Origin of the sequence: Mycolicibacter acidiphilus, assembly GCF_018455725.1 — a bacterium.
Taxonomy (GTDB): domain Bacteria; phylum Actinomycetota; class Actinomycetes; order Mycobacteriales; family Mycobacteriaceae; genus Mycobacterium; species Mycobacterium acidiphilum.
The window spans coordinates 34,531-57,381 of the sequence record NZ_JAHCLR010000022.1; the positions used below are offsets into that span (position 1 = coordinate 34,531).

General features: G+C 69.5%; 21 protein-coding genes and 1 tRNA gene. 9 read left to right on the top strand and 13 right to left on the bottom strand.

The annotated features are described in order from the left end of the window. Positions 1-27 precede the first annotated feature (27 nt). Positions 28-897 carry a lytic transglycosylase domain-containing protein gene (locus tag KIH27_RS12270; RefSeq protein WP_372451360.1) on the bottom strand — a complete coding sequence of 290 codons (870 nt, stop codon included), beginning with the start codon at positions 895-897 and terminating at the stop codon, positions 28-30. 151 nt (positions 898-1,048) lie between these two features. Between KIH27_RS12270 and KIH27_RS12275 the strand changes: the two genes are divergently transcribed. Then, positions 1,049-2,170, top strand: a complete 1,122-nt coding sequence (locus KIH27_RS12275) for a hypothetical protein (protein ID WP_214093229.1) — start codon at positions 1,049-1,051, stop codon at positions 2,168-2,170. Positions 2,171-2,183: 13 nt separating this feature from the next. On the opposite strand, the gene KIH27_RS12280 is transcribed toward KIH27_RS12275, so the two are convergent. Further along, positions 2,184-2,948: a hypothetical protein gene (locus tag KIH27_RS12280; protein ID WP_214093230.1), complete on the bottom strand. Its 765-nt coding sequence runs from the start codon at positions 2,946-2,948 to the stop codon at positions 2,184-2,186. Between the two features lie 127 nt (positions 2,949-3,075). Between KIH27_RS12280 and KIH27_RS12285 the strand changes: the two genes are divergently transcribed. After that, entirely contained in the window at positions 3,076-4,044 is a 969-nt protein-coding gene (locus KIH27_RS12285) for an oxidoreductase (RefSeq protein WP_214093231.1), read from the top strand. 149 nt (positions 4,045-4,193) lie between these two features. Continuing rightward, the gene (locus KIH27_RS12290; RefSeq protein ID WP_214093232.1) at positions 4,194-6,560 is read left to right on the top strand and encodes a lysylphosphatidylglycerol synthase transmembrane domain-containing protein; all 2,367 of its coding nucleotides are present in this window, start codon (positions 4,194-4,196) and stop codon (positions 6,558-6,560) included. Between the two features lie 4 nt (positions 6,561-6,564). On the opposite strand, the gene KIH27_RS12295 is transcribed toward KIH27_RS12290, so the two are convergent. The 4 genes from KIH27_RS12295 to KIH27_RS12310 form a co-directional block, all read right to left on the bottom strand. Then, a complete protein-coding gene (locus KIH27_RS12295) occupies positions 6,565-7,656 on the bottom strand; it encodes a galactokinase (protein WP_214093233.1) in 1,092 nt (363 codons plus the stop codon). After that, positions 7,653-8,753, bottom strand: coding sequence for a galactose-1-phosphate uridylyltransferase (gene galT / locus KIH27_RS12300; protein ID WP_214093234.1), 1,101 nt, complete (start codon positions 8,751-8,753; stop codon positions 7,653-7,655). Before galT ends, KIH27_RS12295 begins: the two co-directional genes overlap by 4 nt. Next, positions 8,750-9,232: a DUF309 domain-containing protein gene (locus KIH27_RS12305; RefSeq protein ID WP_214093235.1), complete on the bottom strand. Its 483-nt coding sequence runs from the start codon at positions 9,230-9,232 to the stop codon at positions 8,750-8,752. The genes galT and KIH27_RS12305 overlap by 4 nt, the downstream gene beginning before the upstream one ends. 89 nt (positions 9,233-9,321) lie before the next feature. Beyond that, the gene (locus tag KIH27_RS12310) at positions 9,322-10,110 is read right to left on the bottom strand and encodes a class I SAM-dependent methyltransferase (protein ID WP_214093236.1); all 789 of its coding nucleotides are present in this window, start codon (positions 10,108-10,110) and stop codon (positions 9,322-9,324) included. Between the two features lie 112 nt (positions 10,111-10,222). Here KIH27_RS12310 and KIH27_RS12315 point away from each other — a divergent pair, with 112 nt between their 5' ends. After that, positions 10,223-10,435 (top strand): hypothetical protein, encoded by a 213-nt coding sequence (locus tag KIH27_RS12315; RefSeq protein WP_214093237.1) that lies wholly within the window; start codon positions 10,223-10,225, stop codon positions 10,433-10,435. 23 nt (positions 10,436-10,458) lie between these two features. Here the strand turns inward: KIH27_RS12315 and KIH27_RS12320 are convergent, their stop codons facing one another. Together KIH27_RS12320 and KIH27_RS12325 are read right to left on the bottom strand one after the other, a co-directional pair. Further along, the gene (locus KIH27_RS12320) at positions 10,459-11,412 is read right to left on the bottom strand and encodes an oxidoreductase (protein ID WP_214093238.1); all 954 of its coding nucleotides are present in this window, start codon (positions 11,410-11,412) and stop codon (positions 10,459-10,461) included. Positions 11,413-11,606: 194 nt separating this feature from the next. Then, positions 11,607-11,689 (bottom strand) — tRNA-Tyr (locus tag KIH27_RS12325). Positions 11,690-11,761: 72 nt separating this feature from the next. On the opposite strand from KIH27_RS12325, the gene KIH27_RS12330 reads away from it, so the two are divergent. Together KIH27_RS12330 and KIH27_RS12335 are read left to right on the top strand one after the other, a co-directional pair. Next, positions 11,762-12,253 carry a YajQ family cyclic di-GMP-binding protein gene (locus KIH27_RS12330; RefSeq protein ID WP_214093239.1) on the top strand — a complete coding sequence of 164 codons (492 nt, stop codon included), beginning with the start codon at positions 11,762-11,764 and terminating at the stop codon, positions 12,251-12,253. A 44-nt stretch (positions 12,254-12,297) separates the two neighbouring features. After that, the gene (locus KIH27_RS12335) at positions 12,298-13,770 is read left to right on the top strand and encodes a flavin-containing monooxygenase (protein ID WP_214093240.1); all 1,473 of its coding nucleotides are present in this window, start codon (positions 12,298-12,300) and stop codon (positions 13,768-13,770) included. 1 nt (position 13,771) lies between these two features. On the opposite strand, the gene KIH27_RS12340 is transcribed toward KIH27_RS12335, so the two are convergent. After that, entirely contained in the window at positions 13,772-14,197 is a 426-nt protein-coding gene (locus KIH27_RS12340) for a lipoprotein LppJ family protein (RefSeq protein ID WP_307856863.1), read from the bottom strand. A gap of 142 nt (positions 14,198-14,339) precedes the next feature. Then, positions 14,340-16,196 (bottom strand): alpha/beta hydrolase, encoded by a 1,857-nt coding sequence (locus tag KIH27_RS12345; protein ID WP_214093241.1) that lies wholly within the window; start codon positions 16,194-16,196, stop codon positions 14,340-14,342. A gap of 145 nt (positions 16,197-16,341) precedes the next feature. Between KIH27_RS12345 and KIH27_RS12350 the strand changes: the two genes are divergently transcribed. Beyond that, a complete protein-coding gene (locus KIH27_RS12350; protein ID WP_214093242.1) occupies positions 16,342-17,364 on the top strand; it encodes an NAD(P)H-dependent glycerol-3-phosphate dehydrogenase in 1,023 nt (340 codons plus the stop codon). Positions 17,365-17,589: 225 nt separating this feature from the next. Next, entirely contained in the window at positions 17,590-19,047 is a 1,458-nt protein-coding gene (locus KIH27_RS12355) for a SulP family inorganic anion transporter (protein WP_307856865.1), read from the top strand. A 69-nt stretch (positions 19,048-19,116) separates the two neighbouring features. On the opposite strand, the gene KIH27_RS12360 is transcribed toward KIH27_RS12355, so the two are convergent. The 3 genes from KIH27_RS12360 to grcC1 all read right to left on the bottom strand — a co-directional run bounded on the left by KIH27_RS12360 (position 19,117) and on the right by grcC1 (position 21,523). Continuing rightward, positions 19,117-19,461 (bottom strand): type II toxin-antitoxin system HicB family antitoxin, encoded by a 345-nt coding sequence (locus KIH27_RS12360; protein ID WP_214093243.1) that lies wholly within the window; start codon positions 19,459-19,461, stop codon positions 19,117-19,119. Between the two features lie 135 nt (positions 19,462-19,596). Next, positions 19,597-20,445 carry a zinc metalloprotease HtpX gene (gene htpX, locus KIH27_RS12365; protein WP_214093244.1) on the bottom strand — a complete coding sequence of 283 codons (849 nt, stop codon included), beginning with the start codon at positions 20,443-20,445 and terminating at the stop codon, positions 19,597-19,599. Between the two features lie 61 nt (positions 20,446-20,506). Beyond that, positions 20,507-21,523, bottom strand: coding sequence for a nonaprenyl/(2E,6E)-farnesyl/geranylgeranyl diphosphat synthase (grcC1, locus tag KIH27_RS12370; protein WP_214093245.1), 1,017 nt, complete (start codon positions 21,521-21,523; stop codon positions 20,507-20,509). A 39-nt stretch (positions 21,524-21,562) separates the two neighbouring features. Between grcC1 and menJ the strand changes: the two genes are divergently transcribed. Continuing rightward, the gene (menJ, locus tag KIH27_RS12375; protein WP_214093283.1) at positions 21,563-22,789 is read left to right on the top strand and encodes a menaquinone reductase MenJ; all 1,227 of its coding nucleotides are present in this window, start codon (positions 21,563-21,565) and stop codon (positions 22,787-22,789) included. Positions 22,790-22,851 lie beyond the last annotated feature (62 nt).

Below are 22,851 nucleotides of genomic sequence, written 5' to 3' on the forward strand. Positions count from 1 at the left end.
ACCCGGCCGGGACGGTGCGTCAGCGCCTCACTGCGGGTGCGCCGCCAGATACTCCGCGACCGGGATCCGCTGCGACGCCGAATAGCCCACCGGCAGCATCACATCACCGGATGTGGTGTGGTAGAAGACATTCCAGCGGTAATACCCGGTGAACGCGGCCGGGTCGGAGGCCATGATCGTGGCGTAGTCCTGCACCGCCTGCACATAGTGGTCGGAGTGGTTGTAGCTGTAGATCGCACCGTTGGGGTTGCTGGCGAAACCGTTGTGGGCCAGCATCCGCCCGGCCGCCATGATCGCGTCGCGCGGTGAGTTGATGTCGCCCCCGGCGCCGTACTGCGCGAACGTCGACGGCAGGAACTGCATCGGCCCGCGCGCGTCGGCGGAGCTGGCGCCGGCGATCCGCCCGAACGTGGTCTCCACCAGGTTGATCGCGGCCAGGTAGCTGCGGCCGACGCCGGTGGCCTCCTCGGCCTGGCGGTAGTAGTCCAGCAGCTGCTCGGCCGGCGCCGGCGCGATGATCGTCCAGGGCGGCAGGGTGGACTTCACCTCACCGGAGTTCAGCGCGGTTAGCTGCCGCCGGGCGTCGATGTTGCGGTCGTAGACGCCGAGCAGGTTCGCCGGGATGCGGGCCCGCGCCACCTGATCCCATTCCGGATGCCAGCCGAGCGTGCGGTAGGCCATCTGCTGCTGGTGCGCGGCCTGCGCCAGCACCTGCTGCGACGACGTGGTGTTGCGCAGGGCCGTATCGGCGGCGACCAGGCTGTCGGCGATGGCCGCCGGGTCCGCACCCGGTGCAGCGGCCGACCGGGCCGCCGTCGGCAGTCCGAGAGCGCCGGTCAGCGTGACGCAGGCCAGGGCCGCGGCGAACAGTCCCCGGATCGCACTGCCTCGCCGCACCGCACTCACCCCTGCCGAATCGTCGCCGTGATCAGCACCTCACGCTACCCGCGCCGACCCGCCGCGACGGTTATCCCCAGCGTGGGCAAACGTGGAAGCACCGAACCGGCCCCCAGGTTTACGCTCCGCACTGTGACGACGGAGACCTGCGGTGGCGGCGGCTGACGAACTGTCCGACCCGTTCACCGCGGCCATGATCGGCGCGTGGTGGCCGGCGCCGCCCGCCGGCCCGGCCAGTGCGGCGACGCACTGGGAGACGCAGCGCCAGCTCAAGGAGGACGAGGCCGGCACGCTGGATCTGCTGCGAACCCGCCTGGCTGCCGAGAACACCGGTGTCACCGCCGAGGATCTGCTGGCCCGGCTGCACACCGGCCGGAATCAACTGCGCGACATCGCCGACCAGTGCCAGGCCAAGAGCGAGGGGAACGCAGCCGTCGCCCGGGCGGTCGACGGCCTGCGGGAGCGGCTCCGGGGAATCGCCGCGAACGGCCGGCAGCGGATAGCCGACAGCCTGGCCGGCGACGATCCGTTCGCCAAGAAGGTGGCCGACATCAACAACGCGATACGCGACGCCCACGAGGCCGCGGCCGGCGCCTCGAATGATGCGGCCGACCAGATCACCGGCAGCACGCAGCGCGTGCTCGACCAGACGACCGGCGGGGACGCGCGCAGCATCCTGCGGGAGCACGGGGCGGACGTCCATCCGTGGCCCCGCCCGCGCGAGTTCACCGCCGACGACGTGACACGCGCACTCGGCGGCGGCGGTTTCGGCTTCCCCGCGGGCGGCGGCGCATCCGGTGGCGAGTCGGGCGGCGGGTTCGGGTCGTTCGCGCCGCCGAACCCGTTGGGCCTGGTGGGTTCCCCGGGGGCCTGGGACGGCGGTTCATCAGCGGAGGATCCGCGCGACACCGATACGGAGCAGTCGACGGCCACACCGGACGCACCGGATGTGGACGACACCGAACCGCAGGCCGCACCGGCGCCGCCGTCACCCTCGGTGACGCCGATGGCCGGTGCGGCCCCGGTTAATCCGCCGGCGCGGCCGGCACCTTCCACCACCGGCCCGCAGCCCGCCGGGCCGCTGCCGACCTACGGGGCCGATCTGCGCCCGCCGGTGATCGCACCCGCGGCGCCGGCCGGGCCGGCACCGGGCGCCCCGGTCGCCACGTCGCCGACGTCACCCGCTGCGCCGTCCCTGGCCGCCCCGGTACAGCGGCGCACACCGCCCACACCCCGGGGCCGGCCCCCAGCCCCGCCGCGCGCAAAGACATGACGGCGTCGAGCGGTCACGCCGTGCGAACCGCGGTGTCGTACTTCCCGTTGAGCAGCTTCGACACCGTCCCCGGCTGCCACGGCCGCCCGGTCGCGGTGCGCTGCCCGGAGGAGTTCAGCACCCGGGCGGTGGCGGCCTGGGTGACACCGCAGTCGTACACCAGCCAGCGGGCGTACCGCGTGAGCATCGGCTTGCGCTGCGCCCACGGCACCGCCGGCGCCGGAAGTGCCGGCGGCCCAGTGTGTCCCGCACTCTTGGCGATTTCGGCGGCGCGGGCTGTCCCGGCACGCCGGACCGCCACCGGGTCGTTCGTCACCGCGGCGGCGAGCACCGACTCGATCTCCTGGCTGAGGCTCTTGGCCCCCTCGGCGGCCAGCACCGCCCGGTCGAGGCCGTCGACGGCCTGGACCTCCCGCCGCAGCGCGTAGTCGACCTCGTTCATGCCGCCGTCGGTCGGCGCGGGGTACATCTCCCGGGTGACCAGCAGGTTCAGTCCGTGCCGCTGCAGGACCAGGCTGAGTCGGCGCAGGTGCTGCTCGCGCACGAAGTCCGGGCCCGGGAACGGCACCCAGACGTCACGCCGGGCGGTGATCGCACAGCCCAGGGCGGCCACCACCGCCTGGAGGTCGGCCAGGTCATCGGTGCCGGCGGCCGCGCCACTCGGAAAGCGGAACACCTCGGCGACGACGCAGCCGCGCCGGAACGCCTCGGCGTCCAAGTCCTCACAGTGCGCGACGGTCTCCTCGTCGCCGAGCAGGATCACCGGAACATCTGCCATGACTACCTCCCGATAGATCAGGCCTCCCCCCGGAGGCTCCGCCCAGAAGGTATCGCGGCCCACCGACAAGTCCCGGGGCATCCATCGCCGCACGAGACTTGTCAGACCCCGTCGATACGTTCGGAACATGGGGGAAATAAATGGACGTTTTGTCGTATCATCACACTCGTCGTCGGCGGAGCAGCGCGGCCGCACCTTCGTGGTGACCGGCGCCAACCGTGGGCTGGGGGCATCCGTCACCCGTGCGCTCGCCGCCCGGGGCGCCACGGTGGTGATGGCGTGCCGGGACACCGCGGGGGCGCGCCAGCTTGCGGACGGCATCGACGGCGACGTGCGGGTGGCGGCGCTGGACCTGGCGAACCTGGCCTCGGTGCGCGCGTTCGCCGCGCGTCAGGGCCGCGTCGACGTGCTGATCAACAACGCCGGGATCATGAACATCCCGCACAGCCGCACCGCGGACGGCTTCGAGATGCAGTTGGGCGTCAACTATCTCGGCCATTTCGCGCTGACCGGGCTGCTGCTGGACCGCATCGCCGACCGGGTGGTGACGGTGTCCAGCGTCGTGCACCGGCAGGCCCGCAAGCTCCACGTCGACGACCTGAATTTCGAGCGCCGCACCTACCAGCGCAACCTGGCCTACACCCAGTCCAAGCTGGCGAACCTGATGTTCGCCCGCGAACTGCAGCGCCGCCTCGCCGGGAACGGGTCTCCGATCCGCTCCTACGCGGTGCATCCCGGGGTCTCGCGCACCGAGATCTTCGACACCGACCGGTCGCTGCCCGGCCGGATCGGCCGCCACGTCATGCGCGCGATCGGCCAGCCGCCGCAGCGCGCCGCGGAGTCGATCCTGTTCGCGGCCACCGCCGCTGACGCCGACCCGGCGCTCTACTGGGGGCCGACCCGCCTGCTGCAGTCCCGCGGCGCGGTGGGGCCGTGCCCGTCGAGCAAGCTGTCCCGGGATCGCCGCCAGTGGGCCCGGCTGTGGGCGGCAGCGGAGCAGTTGACGGGTGTGGTCTACCCGGCGGCAGCATCGCCGGTCACACCCGTCACCGGGCGGCGGGACGTGTGCAAGTGCCCGCCTCCGCGCGACAACTGAGGCGGGGCCGCCACCCACCCGTGACTGCTGAGACAGGTGAGGCGGCCACGGGGTCAGCAACGCCAGCAATAAGGTGCATCTCGCATCCCACCGGATAAGTTGTGGCGAGCCGTCGCGCGACGCGACGCCACACCGGACCGAAAGTGACCATGCGAGTTGACGGGCGCGACGTCGTCGTCACCGGCAGCCTCCTGCAGCCGCTGACCCGACGCACCAACGACATCCTGCGCCTCGTGCTGGCGGCGATGTTCCTCGCCGCCGTCATCGCCAGCTCGCTGGTCACCCGCTACGAGTGGGTGAGCCTGGAGCGCTCGGTCTCGCAGATCGTCGGGGTGCTCTCCCCCACCCAGTCCAACCTGGTCTACCTGGGCTACGGCATCGCGATCCTGGCGCTGCCGTTCGCGATCCTGATCGGGCTGATCGTCTCGCGGCAGTGGACGCTGCTGGGCGCCTACGCCGTCGCCGGCCTGCTGGCCGTGCTGAGCCTGTCGATCCGCAGCGACGGCATCGCCGCGCCCGCCTGGCATTTCGACCTCTCCGAGCGGCTGGCCACCACGCTGGCGCACTTCCTCGACGACCCGCGCTGGATCGCGATGCTGGCCGCGATGCTCACCGTCTCCGGCCCCTGGCTGCCGTCGCGGTGGCGGCGCTGGTGGTGGGCGCTGCTGCTGGCGTTCGTCCCGATCCACCTGGTGGTCAGCGCGATCGTGCCGGCCCGCTCGCTGCTCGGCCTGGCGGTCGGCTGGTTCGTCGGCGCGCTGGTGGTGCTGGTGGTCGGCACCCCGGCCCTGGAGGTGCCGCTCGACGGCGCGATCCGGGCGCTGTCCCGCCGCGGCTGCGACGTCTCCGAGCTGACCGTCATCCACCCGGCCGGCCGCGGTCCACTGGTGCTGTCGGCGATGGCGGGTGAGCCGGTGACGGTGGAGCTGTACGGCCCCAACCAGCGCAGCGGCGGTGCGCTGCGCCAACTCTGGCGCAAACTGCGGCTGCGCAACACCGAGACGTCACCGCTGCACGCGTCGATGCACCGCGCCGTCGAACACCGTGCGCTGATGGCGATCGCGATCGGCCGCGCCGAGGTCGCCAACACCACGACGGTCGCGGTCGCCTCCCTGGACCGCGGCTGGACCCTCTATGCCCACACCCCGCCGCTCGGGACGCCGATCACCGAGTGCGTCGGCACCACCTCGGTGGCCTGGGCGTGGGAATCGTTGCACCGGTTGCACGCCCAGCAGATCTCGCACGGCGACCTGCGCGGCAAGGAGCTCAGCGTCGACGGGGAGACCGTACTGTTCGGCGGGTTCGGCAACGCCGAGTACGGCGCCACCCGCGCCCAGCTGCAGTCCGACATCGCCCAGCTGCTCGTGACGACGTCCGCGCTGTACGACCCGGCGGCCGCGGTGCGCGCCGCGATCGACGCGTTCGACCGGCCCACGGTGCTGTCCGCGTCCCGCCGGCTCACCAAATCGGCGCTGCCGGCCCGGCTTCGGGATTCACTGCCGGACGTCGGCGCGGTCATCAACGCCGCCCGCGAAGAGGTCAAACGCCAGACCGGCACCGACCAGATCCAGACCAAGACCATCAGCCGGTTCACCCGCAGCCAGCTCATCCAGCTGGTGCTGCTGGGCGCGCTGGTCTACGTGGCCTACCCGTTCATCAGCGCCGTCCCGACGTTCTTCACCCAGCTGCACCGGGCCAACTGGTGGTGGGCGCTGCTGGGGCTGACGGTCTCCTCGCTGACCTACGTCGGCGCGGCCGGTGCGCTGTGGGCCTGCGCGAACGGCGCGGTGAGCATGAAGAACCTGGCGATCATGCAGGTGGCCAACACCTTTGCGGCCACCACCACCCCGGCCGGCGTCGGCGGCCTGGCGCTGTCCACCCGGTTCCTGGTCAAGGGCGGGCTGAGCACGCTGCGGGCCACCGCCGCCGTCGCCCTGCAGCAGTCGGTGCAGGTGATCGTGCACGTCATCCTGCTGATCATCTTCACCACCGCGGCCGGCGCCTCGGCGGACCTGTCGCACTTCGTGCCGAGCGCCACCCTGCTCTACCTGATCGCCGGTGTGGCACTGGGCATCGTCGGCACCTTCCTGCTGGTGCCGAACCTGCGGCGCTGGCTGTCGACGGCGGTGCGGCCGAGGCTGGCCGAGGTCACCGCCGACCTGAGGGAACTGGCCGGTGAGCCGAAGCGGCTGGGCCTGATCGTGCTCGGTGCGGCCGGCACGACTCTCGGTGCGGCACTGGCACTGTGGGCCAGCGTGGAGGCGTTCGGCGGCAGCACGTCGTTCGTCACCGTGACCGTGGTGACGATGGTCGGCGGCACCCTGGCGTCGGCGGCGCCCACCCCCGGCGGGGTCGGCGCGGTGGAGGCCGCACTGATCGGTGGACTGGCCGCGTTCGGCCTGCCGGCGGCGATCGCGGTCCCCTCGGTGCTGCTCTACCGGGTGCTGACCTGCTGGCTGCCGGTCTTCGTCGGCTGGCCGGTGATGCGCTGGCTCACCGAGAACGAGATGATCTGAGCCGCTACCGGCCCGCCCCCGCACCGAGCGCGGCATACACCCGGCTGAGCTCCGGCTCGTCATAACCCGCGCCGACGGCCGCCTTCCGCACCGCGTCGACGACGGTGACGGTCTGATCGGTGGGCACCAGCGCGATCACGCAGCCGCCGAAGCCGCCGCCCGTCATCCGGGCCCCCACCGCACCGGCGGCGACCGCGGTGTCGGCGAGCAGGTCGATGTGCGCGGTGGTGATCTCGAAGTCGTCGCGCATCGAGGCGTGCGACGCCGTCATCAGCTTCCCCGCGGCGGCGAAATCCAACTCACCAAGGGCCGCAACGAAATCCAGCACCCGCTCGTTCTCGGTGAGCACGTGCCTTGCCCGCCGGGCGTCCACCGGATCTTTGACCGACGCCAGTGCCTCGGCTCCGAGGTGCTGCACCTCCCGCAGCGATGCCACGCCAAGGTCGGCGGCCGCCCGCTCGCAGGAGGCCCGCCGTGCCGCGTACTCGCCATCGACGTGGGCGTGCGGCGCCCGGGAGTCGATCAGCAGCAGAGTGAACCCGGCGGCGTCCGGGTCGAACTCCACCGGGTGCACGGCGACGTCCCGGAAGTCGATCAGCAGCGCCGTCGAGATCTCCCCGAACAGCGACGCCAACTGATCCAGCAAACCCGTTGGGGCGCCGACGTAGTCATTCTCGGCGCGCTGCGCGATCCGGGCAGCCTCGATCCGGTCGAGTTCCAGACCGGCGGCACCGGCCAGCGCTCCGAGCACCGCGCACTCCAGCGCCGCCGACGACGACAGGCCCGACCCGATCGGCAGGTCGCTGGTGAGGCTCATCGTCCCGCCGGAGACCGGATGCCCGGCCTGTCGCAGCGCCCACACCACCCCGGCCGGATACGCCCCCCAACCGGTCACGTCACCCGGCACGGTGTCCACGTCGATGCGCACCGAATCCTCGGCGCGGTCACTGACGACGGTGAGCGTCTCGATCTGCGCCGGGGTGAAGGTGGCCGTAATGCGTTGCGGCAGTGCGATCGGCAGCGCGTAGCCGCCGTTGTAGTCGGTGTGCTCGCCGATCAGGTTGACCCGGCCGGGCGCGGTGTAGGAGATCGTCACGCCGCCACCTCTCGCAACCGGGCGGCCACCGATTCCGGGGTCACGTCGGCGATGAACGCGTCCATCGCGGACTCGGAAGCGGCCAGGTACTTCAGCTTCGTCGCGCTGCGCCGGATCGACATCAGCTCGACGTGGAAGTAGCCGTCACGCTGGGCGTCGGTGTCGTCCCGGTACTGGTGCAGTGCGGCCATGTACGGCAGCGGCGTGTCGTACAGCGCGTCGAAGCGCCGCAGCAGGTCCTGGTAGACCGCGGTGAAGTCGTCCAATTCAGCCTCGTTCAGTTCGGTGATGTTGGCTACCTTGCGATTCGGGTACAGGTGCACCTCCACCGGCCAGCGCGCCGCGAACGGCACGAACGCGGTGAACGCCTCGGTGCGTGCGACGATCCGGGCCCCGTCGGCGATCTCGTCGGCGAGCAGATCGGCGAACAGGTTGCGGCCGTGGGCAATCCGGTGCTTGCCGGCCTGCTCCAGCATCGCCGCCGTGCGCGGGGTGAGGTACGGGTAGCCGTAGATCTGGCCGTGCGGGTGGGCGAGCGTCACCCCGATCTCCTCACCGCGGTTCTCGAAGCAGAACACCTGCTCGACGCCGGGGGTCGCCAACAGTGCGGCGGTGCGATGCCGCCACGCGTCCACCACCAGCCGGGCGTGCGCCGGTGCCAGCGAGGCGAACGACCCGGTGTGGTCGGCAGAGAAGCAGACCACCTCGCAGCGGCCATCCCCGGGCTCCGTCACGAACGATTTCGGCGCGTTTCCTCCCGCTGAGCGAGCATTATCGCGCCGAAATCCCGCCAGACTGGGGAACCGGTTCTCGAAGACGACGACGTCGTAGTCGGCCGCGGGGATCTCACTGGTGCGCCCGGACGGTCCCGGGCAGAGCGGGCAGGCGTCGGTGGGCGGGTGATAGGTGCGGTCCTGGCGGGCGGCGGCGATGATGATCCACTGGCCGGTGGTGCGGTCGAACCGCAACTCCGAGGGTTCGGGATCCCGCGGCGGCAGCGGCCGCAGGTCGGGCACCGGCGCCGGCACCCGCCCGGGCAGTGCGAAGAACAGCAGCTCCCGGCCGTCGGCCAGCGGCCACCGGGTCGGCTCGCTCACGCGACCAGCCTGGGGTGCAGCCGCTGCGGGGCGATCTCCGCGCCGGAGTTCAGGGCGTCGATCAGTTCGGCGGCGAACTGCAGCAGGCCGGGCACGTCGACACCGTACGGTCCCGGGCTGTCGAGGCGTGCCAGGTGATCCGCGCCGCGGCGCAGCAGGCTCGCCGCGCCGGTGCGGTTGCCGCGCTGGATGTGGGTGACACCGACGGCCAGCTGCGCCAGGCCCTGCCACAGGTCGCGTTCGGTGTCCGGCCCGTTCTTCCAGGCGGCCTCCAGCACCTCGTGGGCGCTGAACGCCAGGCCGTCGTCGAGCAGGCGCTGCGCGTAGGCCAGGGTCTTGGCCGGCGGCAGTTCGAAGTCGTCGGGGATCGTCTCGATGTCGCCCTGAGCGCCGCGGGGCAGCGGCCGGCCCAGCCGATCGCGGGGCCGGGCGTTGCGGGCCCGCCCGGCGGCGTCGCGATCACGGTCGGGGGAAGTCATGCTGTCATCTTGCCGCGAGCGGGAATCCGGCGACGCGGTACCGGGGTGTCGCGTCGCCGGATTCCCGCTCGGCGTGGGTTCGGCGGGGCTCAGGCCGCCGGCTTCTCGGCGATGACCTCAATCGCGGACATGTTCTTGGCGTACTTGCGGAACGTCGAGCGCATCTCCAGCACCCGGGTCCGGGCGTCGCCGTCGCGCAGCACGTTGACGATGAACCGCAGCGCCCCGACGATCCCCTCGTCGGCGAAGAGCCGCTGCGGCTCCAGCAGCGACATCGGGGCGTGCGAGATGGTCTTGACGGTGAAACCGGCGTCGGTGAGCACCTTGGTCCACTCGTCGTCGGTGAGCGGGCGGGCGTTGACCTTGATCGAGCGGGCCAGCGAGGTACGGACCTCGTTCTTGACGTCGTCGGAGACCCCGGCCGGGCCCAGCGCCAACTCGTGGATGGCGTAGCGGCCGCCGGGGCGCAGCACCCGGAACGCCTCACGGGCGATCTCGGTCTTGTGCGGGTCGGTCTGCATCGTCAGCATCGCCTCACCGACGACGACGTCGGCACAACCGTCTGCCAGGCCGGTCTCGGAGGCCTCCCCGTTGACCACCGTGCCCTTGGCGCCGACGACGCCGCGGACCACCTCGGCGGCGTTGGCGTCACCCTCCACCCCGGTGTAGGAGCCGGGGTGGCGGTTGATGATCTCCTGCGCGGTGCGGCCCATGCCGGGCGCCAGCTCCACCACGTCGGCGCCGGCCAGGTTCGCGTCGGTGAGCATCCGCTCGGTCAGCCCGAGGCCGCCGGGCCGCAGCACGCGTTTGCCCAGTCGGGCGAAGAGCCAGTGGCCAGGCAGGTCAGCGGGTTTCCGGTCAGGCATGGGAAGCGTCATGCGGCAAAGGTTAGCCTTACCCAAATCCGGCCCGCTAGGGGACTTTGGACCTTTACCGAAGGCGGCGCCCAAACCCGCGTGCGACGGGCGCGATCGTCGTAACGTGGATCACATGACCACCGCGAATCATGAAACTCACGGCGGTGTCAGCGATTGGTCCGATGAGGTCGTCGCTGAAGCCGTCAACCACTCCTGCCCGTTCTGCGGGGTGCAGCCGCCGGAGAACTGCCACGGCGAGGGCCTCAACGAGTTCACCACGCCGATCGGGCACGTCATCAAGCTGCATACGCCGCGACTGCGGCAGGTGCCGGCCTTCAAAAGCTGACCGGTAAACCGGAGCCGGGCGCCCTACGGTCCGGCGTGGGCGGCCCCCGCCATCGCCAGACCACCGCTGTACGCAGCCGAGATTCCGAACGGGTAGATGACGCCCGTCATCTTCTCCGACTCCGTCCACAGCTGGGACCACAGTGCGCGGTCCTGCGCTCGCCTGCTCGGCGGGCACTGCCCCACCGGTCCGCGAGTCTGCATGAGCCGGGTGGGTCCCCAGTAGATGGTCGGGTCGGCGGCAGCGGTGGCCGCGAACAGAATCGACTCGACGGCCCGTTGCGGCGACTGGCCAATGGCCCGCATCAAACGCCGTGAGACGCGGCCGTTCAGCGTCTTGTCGCTGTCGAAGATCTCAGTGCCGGACACCCCCGGATGCGCCGCGTAGGAGCGAATGCTCGATCCCATCGCGCTCAGCCGGGACTGCAGATCGCGGGCGAACATCAGGTTCGCCAACTTGGACTGCACATAGGCCAGGTTGCGCTGGTAGACGCGACGCTCGTAGTTGAGGTCGCCGATCCAGAACTTCGGCGTCTGCTTGTGCGCGATGCTGGACACCGTCACCACCCGATCGCCGATGCGGTCCAGCAGCAGTCCGGTCAACGCGAAGTGGCCGAGATGATTGACGCCGAACTGCGCCTCGAAACCGTCCACCGTGCGGGTCTTGGGGATGTTCATGATCCCCGCGTTGTTGATCAGCACGTCGACGTCGCCCTGCCGCGCGGCGAAGTCCCGCACCGATGCCAAGCTGGCCAGATCCAGCGCTGCGACGCGCACGTCACCGCGGATCCGGTCGGCGATCTGCTGCGCCTTGGCCGTGTTGCGGCAGGCCATCACCACCGTCGCGCCCTTGGCGGCGAGCACCCGGGTGACGACCTCACCCAGGCCCCGGCTGCCACCGGTCACCACGAACCTGCGACCGCTCTGGTCGCCGATGTCATCAGCCCGAAAAGTCTTCCGACGCTCGTCGCTCGACACCGTCGCCCCCGTCAGCCGCTACCGCGAACCCCGAACCGGCGTCTAGTTAACCGGTGCGACTTATCGCAAACCAACCTACCAGGATTGAAACAGGAATGATTTTCCGTGACTTGGAACACAAGTCGATCGGCCGGGTGCGCAGATCCCCTCGGACAACGAAATCGGGCCCGCTCGAAAGCGGGCCCGATCTTCGGTGGCAGGTACAGGATTCGAACCTGTGTAGGCTTTCGCCGACGGATTTACAGTCCGCTTCCATTGGCCGCTCGGACAACCTGCCGTATTGCGAGTAGCAGACTACAACGAGGATGGTCTCAACACGCAAACGGCCACGACCAAGGAGAGACACCTCATGGCGGATTCATCGTTCGACATCGTCAGCAAGGTTGACCGGCAGGAGGTCGACAACGCGCTGAACCAGGCCGCCAAGGAACTGGCCACCCGGTTCGACTTCCGCGGCACCGACACCACCATCGCCTGGAAGGGCGAGGAGAACATCGAACTTGTCAGCTCCACCGAGGAGCGCGTCAAGGCCGCCGTGGACGTGTTCAAGGAGAAGCTGATCCGCCGGGACATCTCGATGAAGGCGTTCGACGCCGGCGACCCGCAGGCCTCCGGCAAGACCTACAAGGTCAGCGGCAGCATCAAGGAGGGCATCTCCGGCGAGCAGGCAAAGAAGATCAACAAGCTGATCCGCGACGAGGGCCCCAAGGGCGTCAAGTCCCAGGTGCAGGGCGACGAGATCCGGGTGTCGTCGAAGAAGCGCGACGACCTGCAGGCCGTGATCGCGCTGCTCAAGGGTGCCGATCTGGACGTGGCGCTGCAGTTCGTCAACTACCGATAGCCGTCCGATTACCCAACCAACCGGTCGGTGCCTAGGCTGGCCCCGTGACTGAAGACACTCTCGACGTCGTCATCATCGGCGCGGGCATCTCCGGTATCGGCGCGGCCTACCGCATCACCAAGCGCAACCCCGGCACCAGCTACGTCATCCTGGAGCGCCGCGAGCGGATCGGCGGCACCTGGGACCTGTTCCGCTACCCCGGCGTGCGCTCGGACAGCAGCATCTTCACGCTCTGCCTGCCGTACGAGCCGTGGACCGGCCGGGCGCGAGTCGCCGACGGCACCCAGATCCGCGAGTACCTGACCGAGGCGGCGGCCAAGTACGGCATCGACCGCCACATCCGGTTCAACAGCTACGTCCGTTCCGCCGACTGGGACTCGGCAACCGACACCTGGACGGTCACCGTCGACGAGGGTGGCGAAGCACGGACCTATCGGAGCCGGTTCGTGTTCTTCGGCTCCGGCTACTACAACTACGACGACGGCTACACCCCGGACTTCCCGGGGATCGAGAGCTACACCGGCACCGTGGTGCACCCGCAGCACTGGCCGGCGGACCTGGACTACACCGGCAAGAAGGTCGTGGTGATCGGCAGTGGCGCCACCGCGATGTCGCTGGTGCCGGCGATGGCCGAGGACGCCGCGCAGGTCACCATGCTGCAGCGCACCCCCACCTACCTGATCTCGGCGTCGAACTACAGCAAGTTCATCGACGTCGTCGCAAAGGTGTTCCCGCGCAAGGTGGCGCACCCGATCATCCGATTCACGATGGCGTTCTTCGAGGCCGTCATCTGGTTCGTCGCCCGCACCAGCCCGCCGGCCCTGAAGGCGATCCTGCGCCGGCAGGCGGTGACGAACCTGCCGCCCGGCTACCCCGTCGACGTCGACTTCAAGCCGCCGTACGAGCCGTGGGACCAGCGACTGTGCCTGATCCCGGACGCCGACCTGTACACCGAGATCAGTGCCGGGCGCGTCACGGTGGTCACCGACCGGATCGACCGTTTCGACGACACCGGCATCGTGCTGCAGTCCGGTCGGCGCCTGGACGCCGACGTCGTCGTCACCGCCACCGGACTGCAACTGCAGGCGCTGGGCGGAGTGCGAATCAGCTTGGACGGCACCGAGATCAAGCCGACAGACCGGTTCGTCTACAAGGCGCACATGCTCGAGGACGTGCCGAACCTGTTCTGGTGCGTCGGCTACACCAATGCGTCGTGGACGCTGCGCGCCGACATCACCGCCCGGGCCACCGCGAAGCTGATCGGCTACATGAAGGCCCGCGGGTATACGCACGCCTACCCCGACTCCGACCACCGGCCGATGCAGGAGAAGTCGGCCTGGGACCTGCAGGCCGGCTACGTGCTCCGCGCACCGCACGCGCTGCCCAAGTCCGGCACGAAACGGCCGTGGAACGTACGGCAGAACTACTTCGCCGACGCCCTCGACTACCGCTTCGACCGGATCGAGGAGGCGATGGTGTTCGGGCGGGCCGGTGAAAGGACCCCGCTCGCAGGCTGATTCAGTTGCCGGTGAACTCGTCGGTGATGTCGTGCCAGCCGCTGTCATCGCGGTGGTCGTTCATGTTGCGGCATTCGCCGAAGACCTGTGCGATACCACGTTCCTTGTTCCGCCTACCGACGACCACTGTCGCACCGGCTTTATGCAGGCTGTCGCCGAAAGGACGCTTACCTGGCACCGGGCCCTCACCCCAGCCGGGCTGATCCGCCATCGTTGAGAGAATCCGCTCGAAATACGCACCGCTATCGCCATCGGATGGCAGTTTGAACACCATGTCGACCCGGCCGTGATACGGGGGTTCACCCTGGTCATTGCACCACTCCCACGCGAACGTCACACGGGTGACCTGCAGGCCTGCGGCCCTGGCGATCTCCTTGGCCGGATCGACGACCTGTGCTCGAGACTGCTCATCGGAGAGCGGTTCCACGGGATGAGCGGGACCCGTTGCGCCCTTATGAAACGGAGACATCGACGAACACCCTCCTACTGCCACCGCCACTGCCACTGCCACTGCCACTGCGGCCAATCCTGCCGCGATCACAGGTCGGCGGTGACTATTTCGATGGCGGTTAGAACTCATGGCCACTTGTTCCAGGTCGATCTGCTTCCGGATCTTGAATCGGCGATTGCAGTGTCGGTACGGGTCTGTCACCGAATGGAGTATGCACCGACCCGGTGCCGAGAATCGGCGCATCCGTTCTGGGCGCAGCAAGCATTCCATCGTTCGCTAGATCGGCCCCGTGCCCGGTTGCGATGTCGGTCATTCCGCGCAGTGCTTCGCCGCCGACTTCGTAGTAGTGCGAGTGGTCGCCGGGGTTGAGGCCGTTCGCATCCGGGATTTCAGCCCGAAAGCGGGTCGCCCCGAAGCCGTCATGAGCAGGGTCGGTGCCGAGCCCGGCGGATGTCCCCAGCGGGTGCCCCAGTGCGTCGTTGAGCGGATTGGTCCAACTGTGCCCCTCCCCGATCCAGCCAACCGGATCGGTGGAGGCGTCACCGACGTAGACCTGCCCGCCGTTGAGGTGGAAGTCCGCGGCGTTCTTCGCCAGGTCGGTGCCCGGGCAGCCCAGCAGCACAGCATCATTGGCCTGCATGCCGGAGTTCGCGAATGCGTCGGCGACCGTCGTCGACCCGTAGGAATGCCCGATCACGGTGACGTGCTGGGGGACACCGCTCTCGTGCGTGGCGCTCAGGCTGTTGACATCCCAGGCCAGCAGATCACCGCCGGTCCTCGCCAGACCCGGGTTCGCGATGTTCGGATCGGTGAAACTCGCCGGAGTGTCGTACCCCATCCAGGCGATCACCGCGGTCGGATGGCTCGGATCGGCGAACGACGACTGGTCGTAGAGGTTGATCGCGTCGTTGTGACCGTCGGAGAGCCAACCATCACGGACACTGCTTCCAGTGCCGGGCACGATCACGGCGGTGTTCGGGGACTTGTCGGGGTTGCCGATCGCGATCGCGGCCTTACCCTTGCCGTTGATCGCCAACGGATCGTAAGCCCAGAGCATGGTGGGCCGCAGATCCTTCTTTTCTTCATCACTGATCTCGCTGTACCGCCGATGGTCCTTACTGGTGTCGATCCCCATGTCGTGCAGCAGACCCTCCTGGGTCTTCTGCGCATTGTGATACCGGGTGATGTCGGCATCCGAAAGTCCGTATTTCGCAGGGTTGTTCACCACGTCGTCGACCGACACGCCGCGCTGCTGCGCGAGATGCTCGACCCGGTCGAGGTCGTCGTCCATCACCGCGACGTTGACCGGGTCGCGGACGTCGGCCGGGATGCCGGCGAGGTTGCCGAGCAACGCCGGGTGTTGCCGGATCAACTCCTGGCGCTGGTCGTCGGTGAGCGAATCCCACCAGCGCTTGACGTCTTCGGGGCTGGTGTCCGGCGACGGGATCGCGATCTCGTCTCCCCCGACCTTGACCGGCGGATTCGGAATCGACGAACCCCGCGCCTGGTCGATGGCGGCCGCGGTGGCCTGGTCGACGTCATCGAAGAGTTGCAGCAACTTCTGCAGTAACTGGGTGGCCTTCTCCGCAATGCTCTGCAGATACTTGCCGATAAGCCACTGGTGCGGTTCGACCACACCGGCATCGCTGACCGAGAATCCGAGCTTCGCTAGCGTCTCGACCATCTCCACGATCGCGCGGCGCAGTGCCGAGAGTTGATCGCCGCCGTTTTCCAGGGCGGACTCCAATGCCCGCAGCCGCGTGAGGAATCGCTCCTCCTTGCCGATGAGCTGCAGCCCCTTGTTCAGCCCGGCGCCCGCCGCATCCCCCTGCCAGGACTGCTGCAGCCGGGCCAGATCCTCGCGCTCGCCGGCGATGACGGTTTCCAGCTGACTGATCTTGCCGGACATATCACCGGCGGCGTCGATCAGCGTGCTAGGGCGGGAGGCTTTGACCGTAGACACCGAAACGGTCATGCGGCTGACTCTCTCCGGCGGTTGGGGAAAACGGTTAGACCGAAACTATCACCGGTCCGAGCGGCTACCCTGCACCAATTTCGGAGATCAGGCTGAGTTCGCCAACCGCCGGTGCGGCGGCGTCGGCGCCAATACCCTGAGCGACATGGCTGTTACTCGCACTCCCAAGGTCGTGGTGCTCGGCGGTGGTTCGTTCGGGACGACCGTGGCGTCGATCTGTTCGCGGCGCGCGCCGACGCTGCAGTGGGTGCGTTCGGCGCCGACCGCCGCCGACATCAACGACAACCATCGCAACAGCCGCTACCTGGGCAACGAGGTGGTGCTCTCGGAAACATTGCGCGCCACCACCGATTTCGCCGAGGCCGCGCACAGCGCTGACGTCGTGGTGATGGCCGTGCCGTCGCACGGGTTCCGCGGGGTGCTCGAAGAACTCGCGACCGAACTGCGGCCGTGGGTACCGGTGGTGTCCCTGGTCAAGGGCCTGGAGCAGGGCACCAACATGCGGATGTCGCAGATCGTCGACGAAGTGCTGCCCGGCCACCCGGCGGGCATCCTGGCCGGGCCCAACATCGCCCGGGAGGTGGCCGACGGCTACGCGGCGGCGGCGGTGCTGGCGATGCCCGACCAACACCTGGCGGCCGAACTGGCACTGCTGTTCCACACCCGGCGGTTCCGGGTGTACACCAGCGACGACGTGACCGGGGTGGAGCTGTCCGGCGCGCTGAAGAACGTCTACGCGATCGCGGTGGGGATGGGCTACTCGCTGGGCATCGGCGAGAACACCCGGGCCCTGGTGATGTCACGGTCGGTGCGGGAGATGGCCAAGCTCGGCGAGGCGATGGGCGGCGCCCGCGACACGTTCGCCGGGCTCGCCGGCATGGGAGACCTGATCGTCACCTGCACCAGCCAGCGCAGCCGCAACCGCTACGTCGGCGAACAGCTCGGCTCGGGCAAGTCGATCGACGAGATCATCGCCTCGATGAGCCAGGTCGCCGAGGGGGTGCGCGCCGCCAGCGTGGTCATGGAGTTCGCCGCCCAGTACGGGATCACGATGCCGATCGCCCGGGAGGTCGACGCGGTGATCAACCACGGCTCGACGGTGGAGCAGGCCTACCGCGGGCTGATGGCCGAGACCCCCGGACACGAGGTCGACGGCAGCGGGTTCTGAACAGCCGGTGAATACCAGCAAACTATCCGATTACGGTCTGCGGACGAAAAGGCTGCGACAGTGACGGGGCACACCGCGAAAATTTAAGTTCGCTGTGTTTTTTATTCTTGGTTTGCGCTGGCATTTTGTCGCTCAATACCCTCGACGGTGACCATTCAACCACCCGTCGCCGGACCTGCGACGGGCAGATCGAGGGAGCAGACGATTCTCACCGAGCAAACGGCCATTCACGACGCCAAGGACGCCGTTGACCGCTTGACTCCACGGCTGCGATCGCTCTGCCGTTACGACCTGCCGGCTTCGCTGGTGGTGTTCCTGGTCGCGCTGCCGCTGTCACTGGGCATCGCGATCGCATCCGACGCACCGGTGCTGGCCGGTCTGATCGCCGCGATCGTCGGCGGGATCCTCGCCGGCGCGCTGGGCGGATCGCCGCTGCAGGTGAGCGGCCCCGCGGCCGGGCTGACCGTGATCGTCGCCGATCTGGTGGCCCAGTTCGGCTGGGCGGTGACCTGCCTGATCACCGCCGGCGCGGGCGCCGTGCAGATCGCACTGGGACTGAGCCGGGTGGCACGGGCGGCGCTGGCGATCTCGCCGGTCGTCGTGCACGCGATGCTGGCCGGCATCGGCATCACGATCGCCCTACAGCAGACCCATGTGCTGCTCGGTGGCTCGTCGAAGAGCGACGCCTGGCACAACGTGATCGGCCTGCCGGACCAGATCGTCGGCGCGCACGGCGGCGGCCTGATCCTGGGCGTGCTGGTGATCGCCGTGCTGGTCGGCTGGCGCTGGGTTCCGGCGCCGCTGTCGCACCTGCCCGGCCCGCTGGTGGCCATCACCGGCGCCACAGTCCTGTCGCTGGCCTTCCCGTTCCACGTCGCCCGCATCCACCTGGACGGATCGCTGCTCGACGCGCTGGCGCTGCCCGGCCTGCCCGACGGCCACTGGGGTGCGGTGGCGATGGGCGTGCTGACGGTGGCGCTGATCGCCAGCGTGGAGAGTCTGCTGTCGGCGGTGTCGGTGGACCGGTTGCACCGCGGTGCACGCACCGACTTCAACCGCGAGCTGATCGGACAGGGCGCGGCCAACGTCGCCTCCGGGATGCTCGGCGGCCTGCCGGTCACCGGGGTGATCGTCCGCAGTTCCACCAACGTCAGCGCCGGGGCACGCTCACGGGCGTCGACGATCCTGCACGGCGTCTGGATCCTGCTGTTCGCGGTGCCGTTCGCGGCGGTGATCCAGCAGATCCCGACCGCGGCACTGGCCGGGCTGCTGATCGTGATCGGCGCCCAGCTGCTCAAGCCCGCCCACCTGCAGGCCGCCCGGCGCAACGGCGACGTCACGGTGTACGTCGTGACCGCGATCTGCGTGGTCTTCGTCAACCTGCTGCACGGCGTGCTGATCGGGCTGGCGCTGGCGATCGTGATGACCGGGTGGCGGGTGATCCGGTCGAAGATCACCGCCGAGCACATCGGCGACGCCTGGTACGTCCGGGTATCGGGGATCTGCACGTTCCTGTCGGTGCCGAAGCTGACCGGGGTGCTGATCCAGATTCCGGGCGGCGCGTCGGTCACCCTGGACATCGCGGCCACCTACCTCGACCATGCGGCGCAGCAGGCGATCGACGACTGGACCCACCAGCATCAGGGCACCGGCGGCAGCGTGGACCTCACCCGGCTGCAGTAGTCACTGCCGCCCCAGTGGCACCGTGACTCAGTGGTGTGGGTGTGTTGGAAAACGATGTCGCATGCGCTATCACCAGTCGAGGAGGCTGACCGGTGGCTGGTTCGCCAGCCGCTGGATCACCCACTGGTTCAGCGACACGTTCTGCTCGGCGGCTTCCACCGCAAGCCGGGCGTGCAGCGCCGGTGAGGTCCGGACGATGAACTTGCCGCTGTACCGCTGTTCGGTGAGCGGCGGCGGCAGTCGGTCGCCTTCCACCGACCGGTCAGCGACGTAGTCGTCGACGGCCCGCGCGGTTGCGGCGATCGCCTCGGGCATCGTCAGTGCCCACTGCGACAGCCACGGCAGTTCGATGCAGCGACAGACGTATTGCCGGTGGTCCTGTGACCATTCCGCGCGGTAGGTGTAGTTGTTCATGGCCGATCAGTAACCCACTCGTCGGAGTTCCCGGCAAGTCCGCGATCCACAGGTGATAGCGCATGCGACATCGTTTTCCAACACATCCACATGCCCCAGACACGGTGCCGGTGGGACCGATGGGACGCCCGGGAATTATCCGCGGGCCATGTCCTCCAGCCGGCGGATCCGGTCGGCCATCGGCGGGTGGGTGGCGAACAGCGCGCCCATCTTGTCACCGGCCCGGAACGGGTTGGCGATCATCAGGTGCGACTGGCTGGCCAGCTGCGGCTCCGGCGGCAGCGGTGCCGCCTGCACCCCGTCGGAGATCTTGCGCAGCGCGGAAGCCAGCGCCAGCGGGTCGCCGCTGAGCACCGCGCCGGACTCGTCGGCCTGGTACTCCCGTGACCGCGACACCGCCATCCGCACCACCGAGGCCGCCAGCGGCCCCACCAGCGCCACCAGCAGCGCCGCCAGCGGGTTGCCGTCCCGGCGGTTGCCCATGAACATCGCCATGTTGGCCAGGCCGGTGATCACCGAGGCCATCGCGCCGGCCACGCAGGAGATCAGGATGTCGCGGTTGTACACGTGCGACAGTTCGTGGCCGAGCACCGCGCGCAGTTCCCGCTCGTCGAGGATGCGCAGGATTCCGCTGGTGCAGCAGACCGCGGCGTGCCGCGGGTTGCGTCCGGTGGCGAACGCGTTCGGGGCGTCGGTGTCGCTGATGTAGAGCCGCGGCATCGGCTGGTGTGCGGTGGTGGCCAGCTCCCGCACGATCCGGTAGATCGCCGGCGCTTGCACCTCGGTGACCGGCTGCGCGTGCATGGCCCGCAGCGCCAGCTTGTCGCTGTTGAAATAGGTGTAGGCGTTCATGCCGACCGCGAACAGCACCGCCAGCCACATCTGGGTGGGACCGAACGCCCGGCCGACCAGGACGATCACCGCCGACATACCGAACAGCAGGAGGAATGTCTTGGCGGTGTTGTGGTGCGGATGCCAGGTCATCGGAGTCCTCCTGAAAGGTCAGTGCCGATTAAACGCCACAAAGCTTTGGAAGGTTCCGAATTCAGCCGTGCCTGCTGACCGTGTAGTCGACCAGGCTGGCGAGCGCCGCACGGCCGACGCAGTCGGGCAGCGCGGCCAGTTCGGCGCGGGCCTGCGCGGCGTAGTCGGCCACCGTCTCCTTGGCCTTGGCCATCCCCGGTGAGGTGCGCAGCAGCGCCAGCGCCTCGGCGAGCACGTCGTCGTCGGTGACCGGCCCGGCCAGCAGGGTCCGCAGCCGTTCGACCGACGCGTCGCTCTCCCGCAGCGCGTAGAGCACCGGCAGCGTGTGCACGCCCTCCCGCAGATCGGTGCCGGGCAGCTTGCCGGACTCATCCGGGTCGCTGTCGATGTCGATGATGTCGTCGGAGATCTGGAACGCGGTGCCGACGATGCCGCCGAGCCGGGCCAGCCGCTCGACCTGGTCGGCGTCGGCGCCGGAGAATGTCGCCCCGAACCGGCCGGACGCCGAGATCAGGCAGGCGGTCTTCTCGTACACCACCTTCAGGTAGTGCTCGATCTCGTCGACGTCACCGGCACTCCCGCGGGTCTCCCGCATCTGACCGGTCACCAGCTGGGCGAACGTCTCGGCGATGATCCGCACCGCCTCCGGCCCGAGCCGCGACGTCAGCCGCGACGCGGTGGCGAACAGGTAGTCGCCGGCCAGGATCGCGATGTTGTTGCCCCACCGGGCATTGGCGCTGGGCGCCCCGCGGCGGATCTGCGCCTCGTCCATCACGTCGTCGTGGTACAGCGTGGCCAGGTGCACCAACTCGATCACCGCGCCGGCCACCGTCACCTGCCAGGCGTCCGGTTCCGGGCCGAGCTGGGCGGAGAGCACCGTGAACAGCGGCCGGAAGCGCTTGCCGCCGGCGTCGAACAGGTGGGTCACCGCCTCGGTCATCAGCTCGTCGCCACCGCGCAGTTCGGCGTCCATCAGCTTCTCGATGCGCGCCACCCCGTCACGCACCTCGCCGGCGAACGCCGGATCGCCGAAGGCGCTGAAGTCCAAGCCCGCCACCACACTCGCCGGTGTCCTCACGGCTCCAACATACTGGTCACCGTGAATGCCAGCGCTGACATGGTGGCCGATGTGGTGGTGGTGGGCGCCGGACCGGCCGGGTCGGCGGCCGCCGCCTGGGCCGCCCGGTCGGGCCGGGACGTGCTGGTGATCGACGCGGCGAGCTTCCCGCGCGACAAGCCCTGCGGCGACGGGCTGACCCCGCGCGCCGTGCAGCAACTGGAGTTGCTGGGGCTGGGCGACTGGCTCGACGCCCACATCCGGCACCGCGGCTTAAGGATGTCCGGATTCGGTGGCGAGGTGCAGGTCGAGTGGCCCGGGCCGGCGTTCCCGTCGACCGGCAGCGCCGCGCCGCGCACCGAACTCGATGAGCGGATCCGCAAGGTCGCCGAAGAGTCCGGCGCCCGAATGCTGCTGGGCCGCAAGGCCGTCGGCGCGCACCACGACGCGGCGGGTCGGGTGCGTGCGGTGGTGCTGGCCGACGGCGCCGAGGTCGGCTGCCGGTCGCTGATCGTCGCCGACGGGGCCCGTTCGGTACTCGGCCGGGCACTGGGCCGCCACTGGCATCAGGAGACGGTGTACGGGGTGGCGGCCCGCGGATATCTGACGTCGGCGCGCAGCGACGAGCCGTGGCTGACCTCGCACCTGGAGCTGCGCTCCCCCGACGGCGCGACGCTGCCCGGCTACGGCTGGATCTTCCCGCTCGGCAACGGCGAGGTGAACATCGGCGTCGGCGCACTGGCCACCGTCAAACGTCCCGCCGACGTGGCGCTGCGGCCGCTGATGAGCTACTACGCCGACCTGCGCCGCGACGAGTGGGGCTTCGACGGGCCGGTGCGCGCACCGGCGAGCGCGCTGCTGCCGATGGGCGGCGCCGTGTCGGGGGTGGCCGGGCCGAACTGGATGCTGATCGGCGACGCCGCGGCGTGCGTCAACCCGCTCAACGGCGAGGGCATCGACTACGGGCTGGAGACCGGTCTGCTGGCCAGCCAGATGCTGGGCGATGCTGGACCGTCCGCTGACCTCACGCACGCCTGGCCGGCGGAACTGCAGGCCCGCTACGCCCGAGGCTTCTCGGTGGCCCGACGGCTCGGGCTGCTGCTGACGTTCCCGAAGTTCCTGCCGCGCACCGGCCCGCTGGCGATGCGGTCGACAGCGCTGATGGGGGTGGCGGTGCGGGTGATGGCCAACCTGGTCACCGACGACGACGCGGACTGGGTGGCCCGGGCGTGGCGCGGCGGCGGCCGGCTGTCCCGGCTGATCGACCGTCGGCCCCCGTTCGCTTAGCGCGACCGTGCACAAGCGTCCGGTATCTCCCCAGGTCGGGGTGAACTTTTCTGCACGCTCGG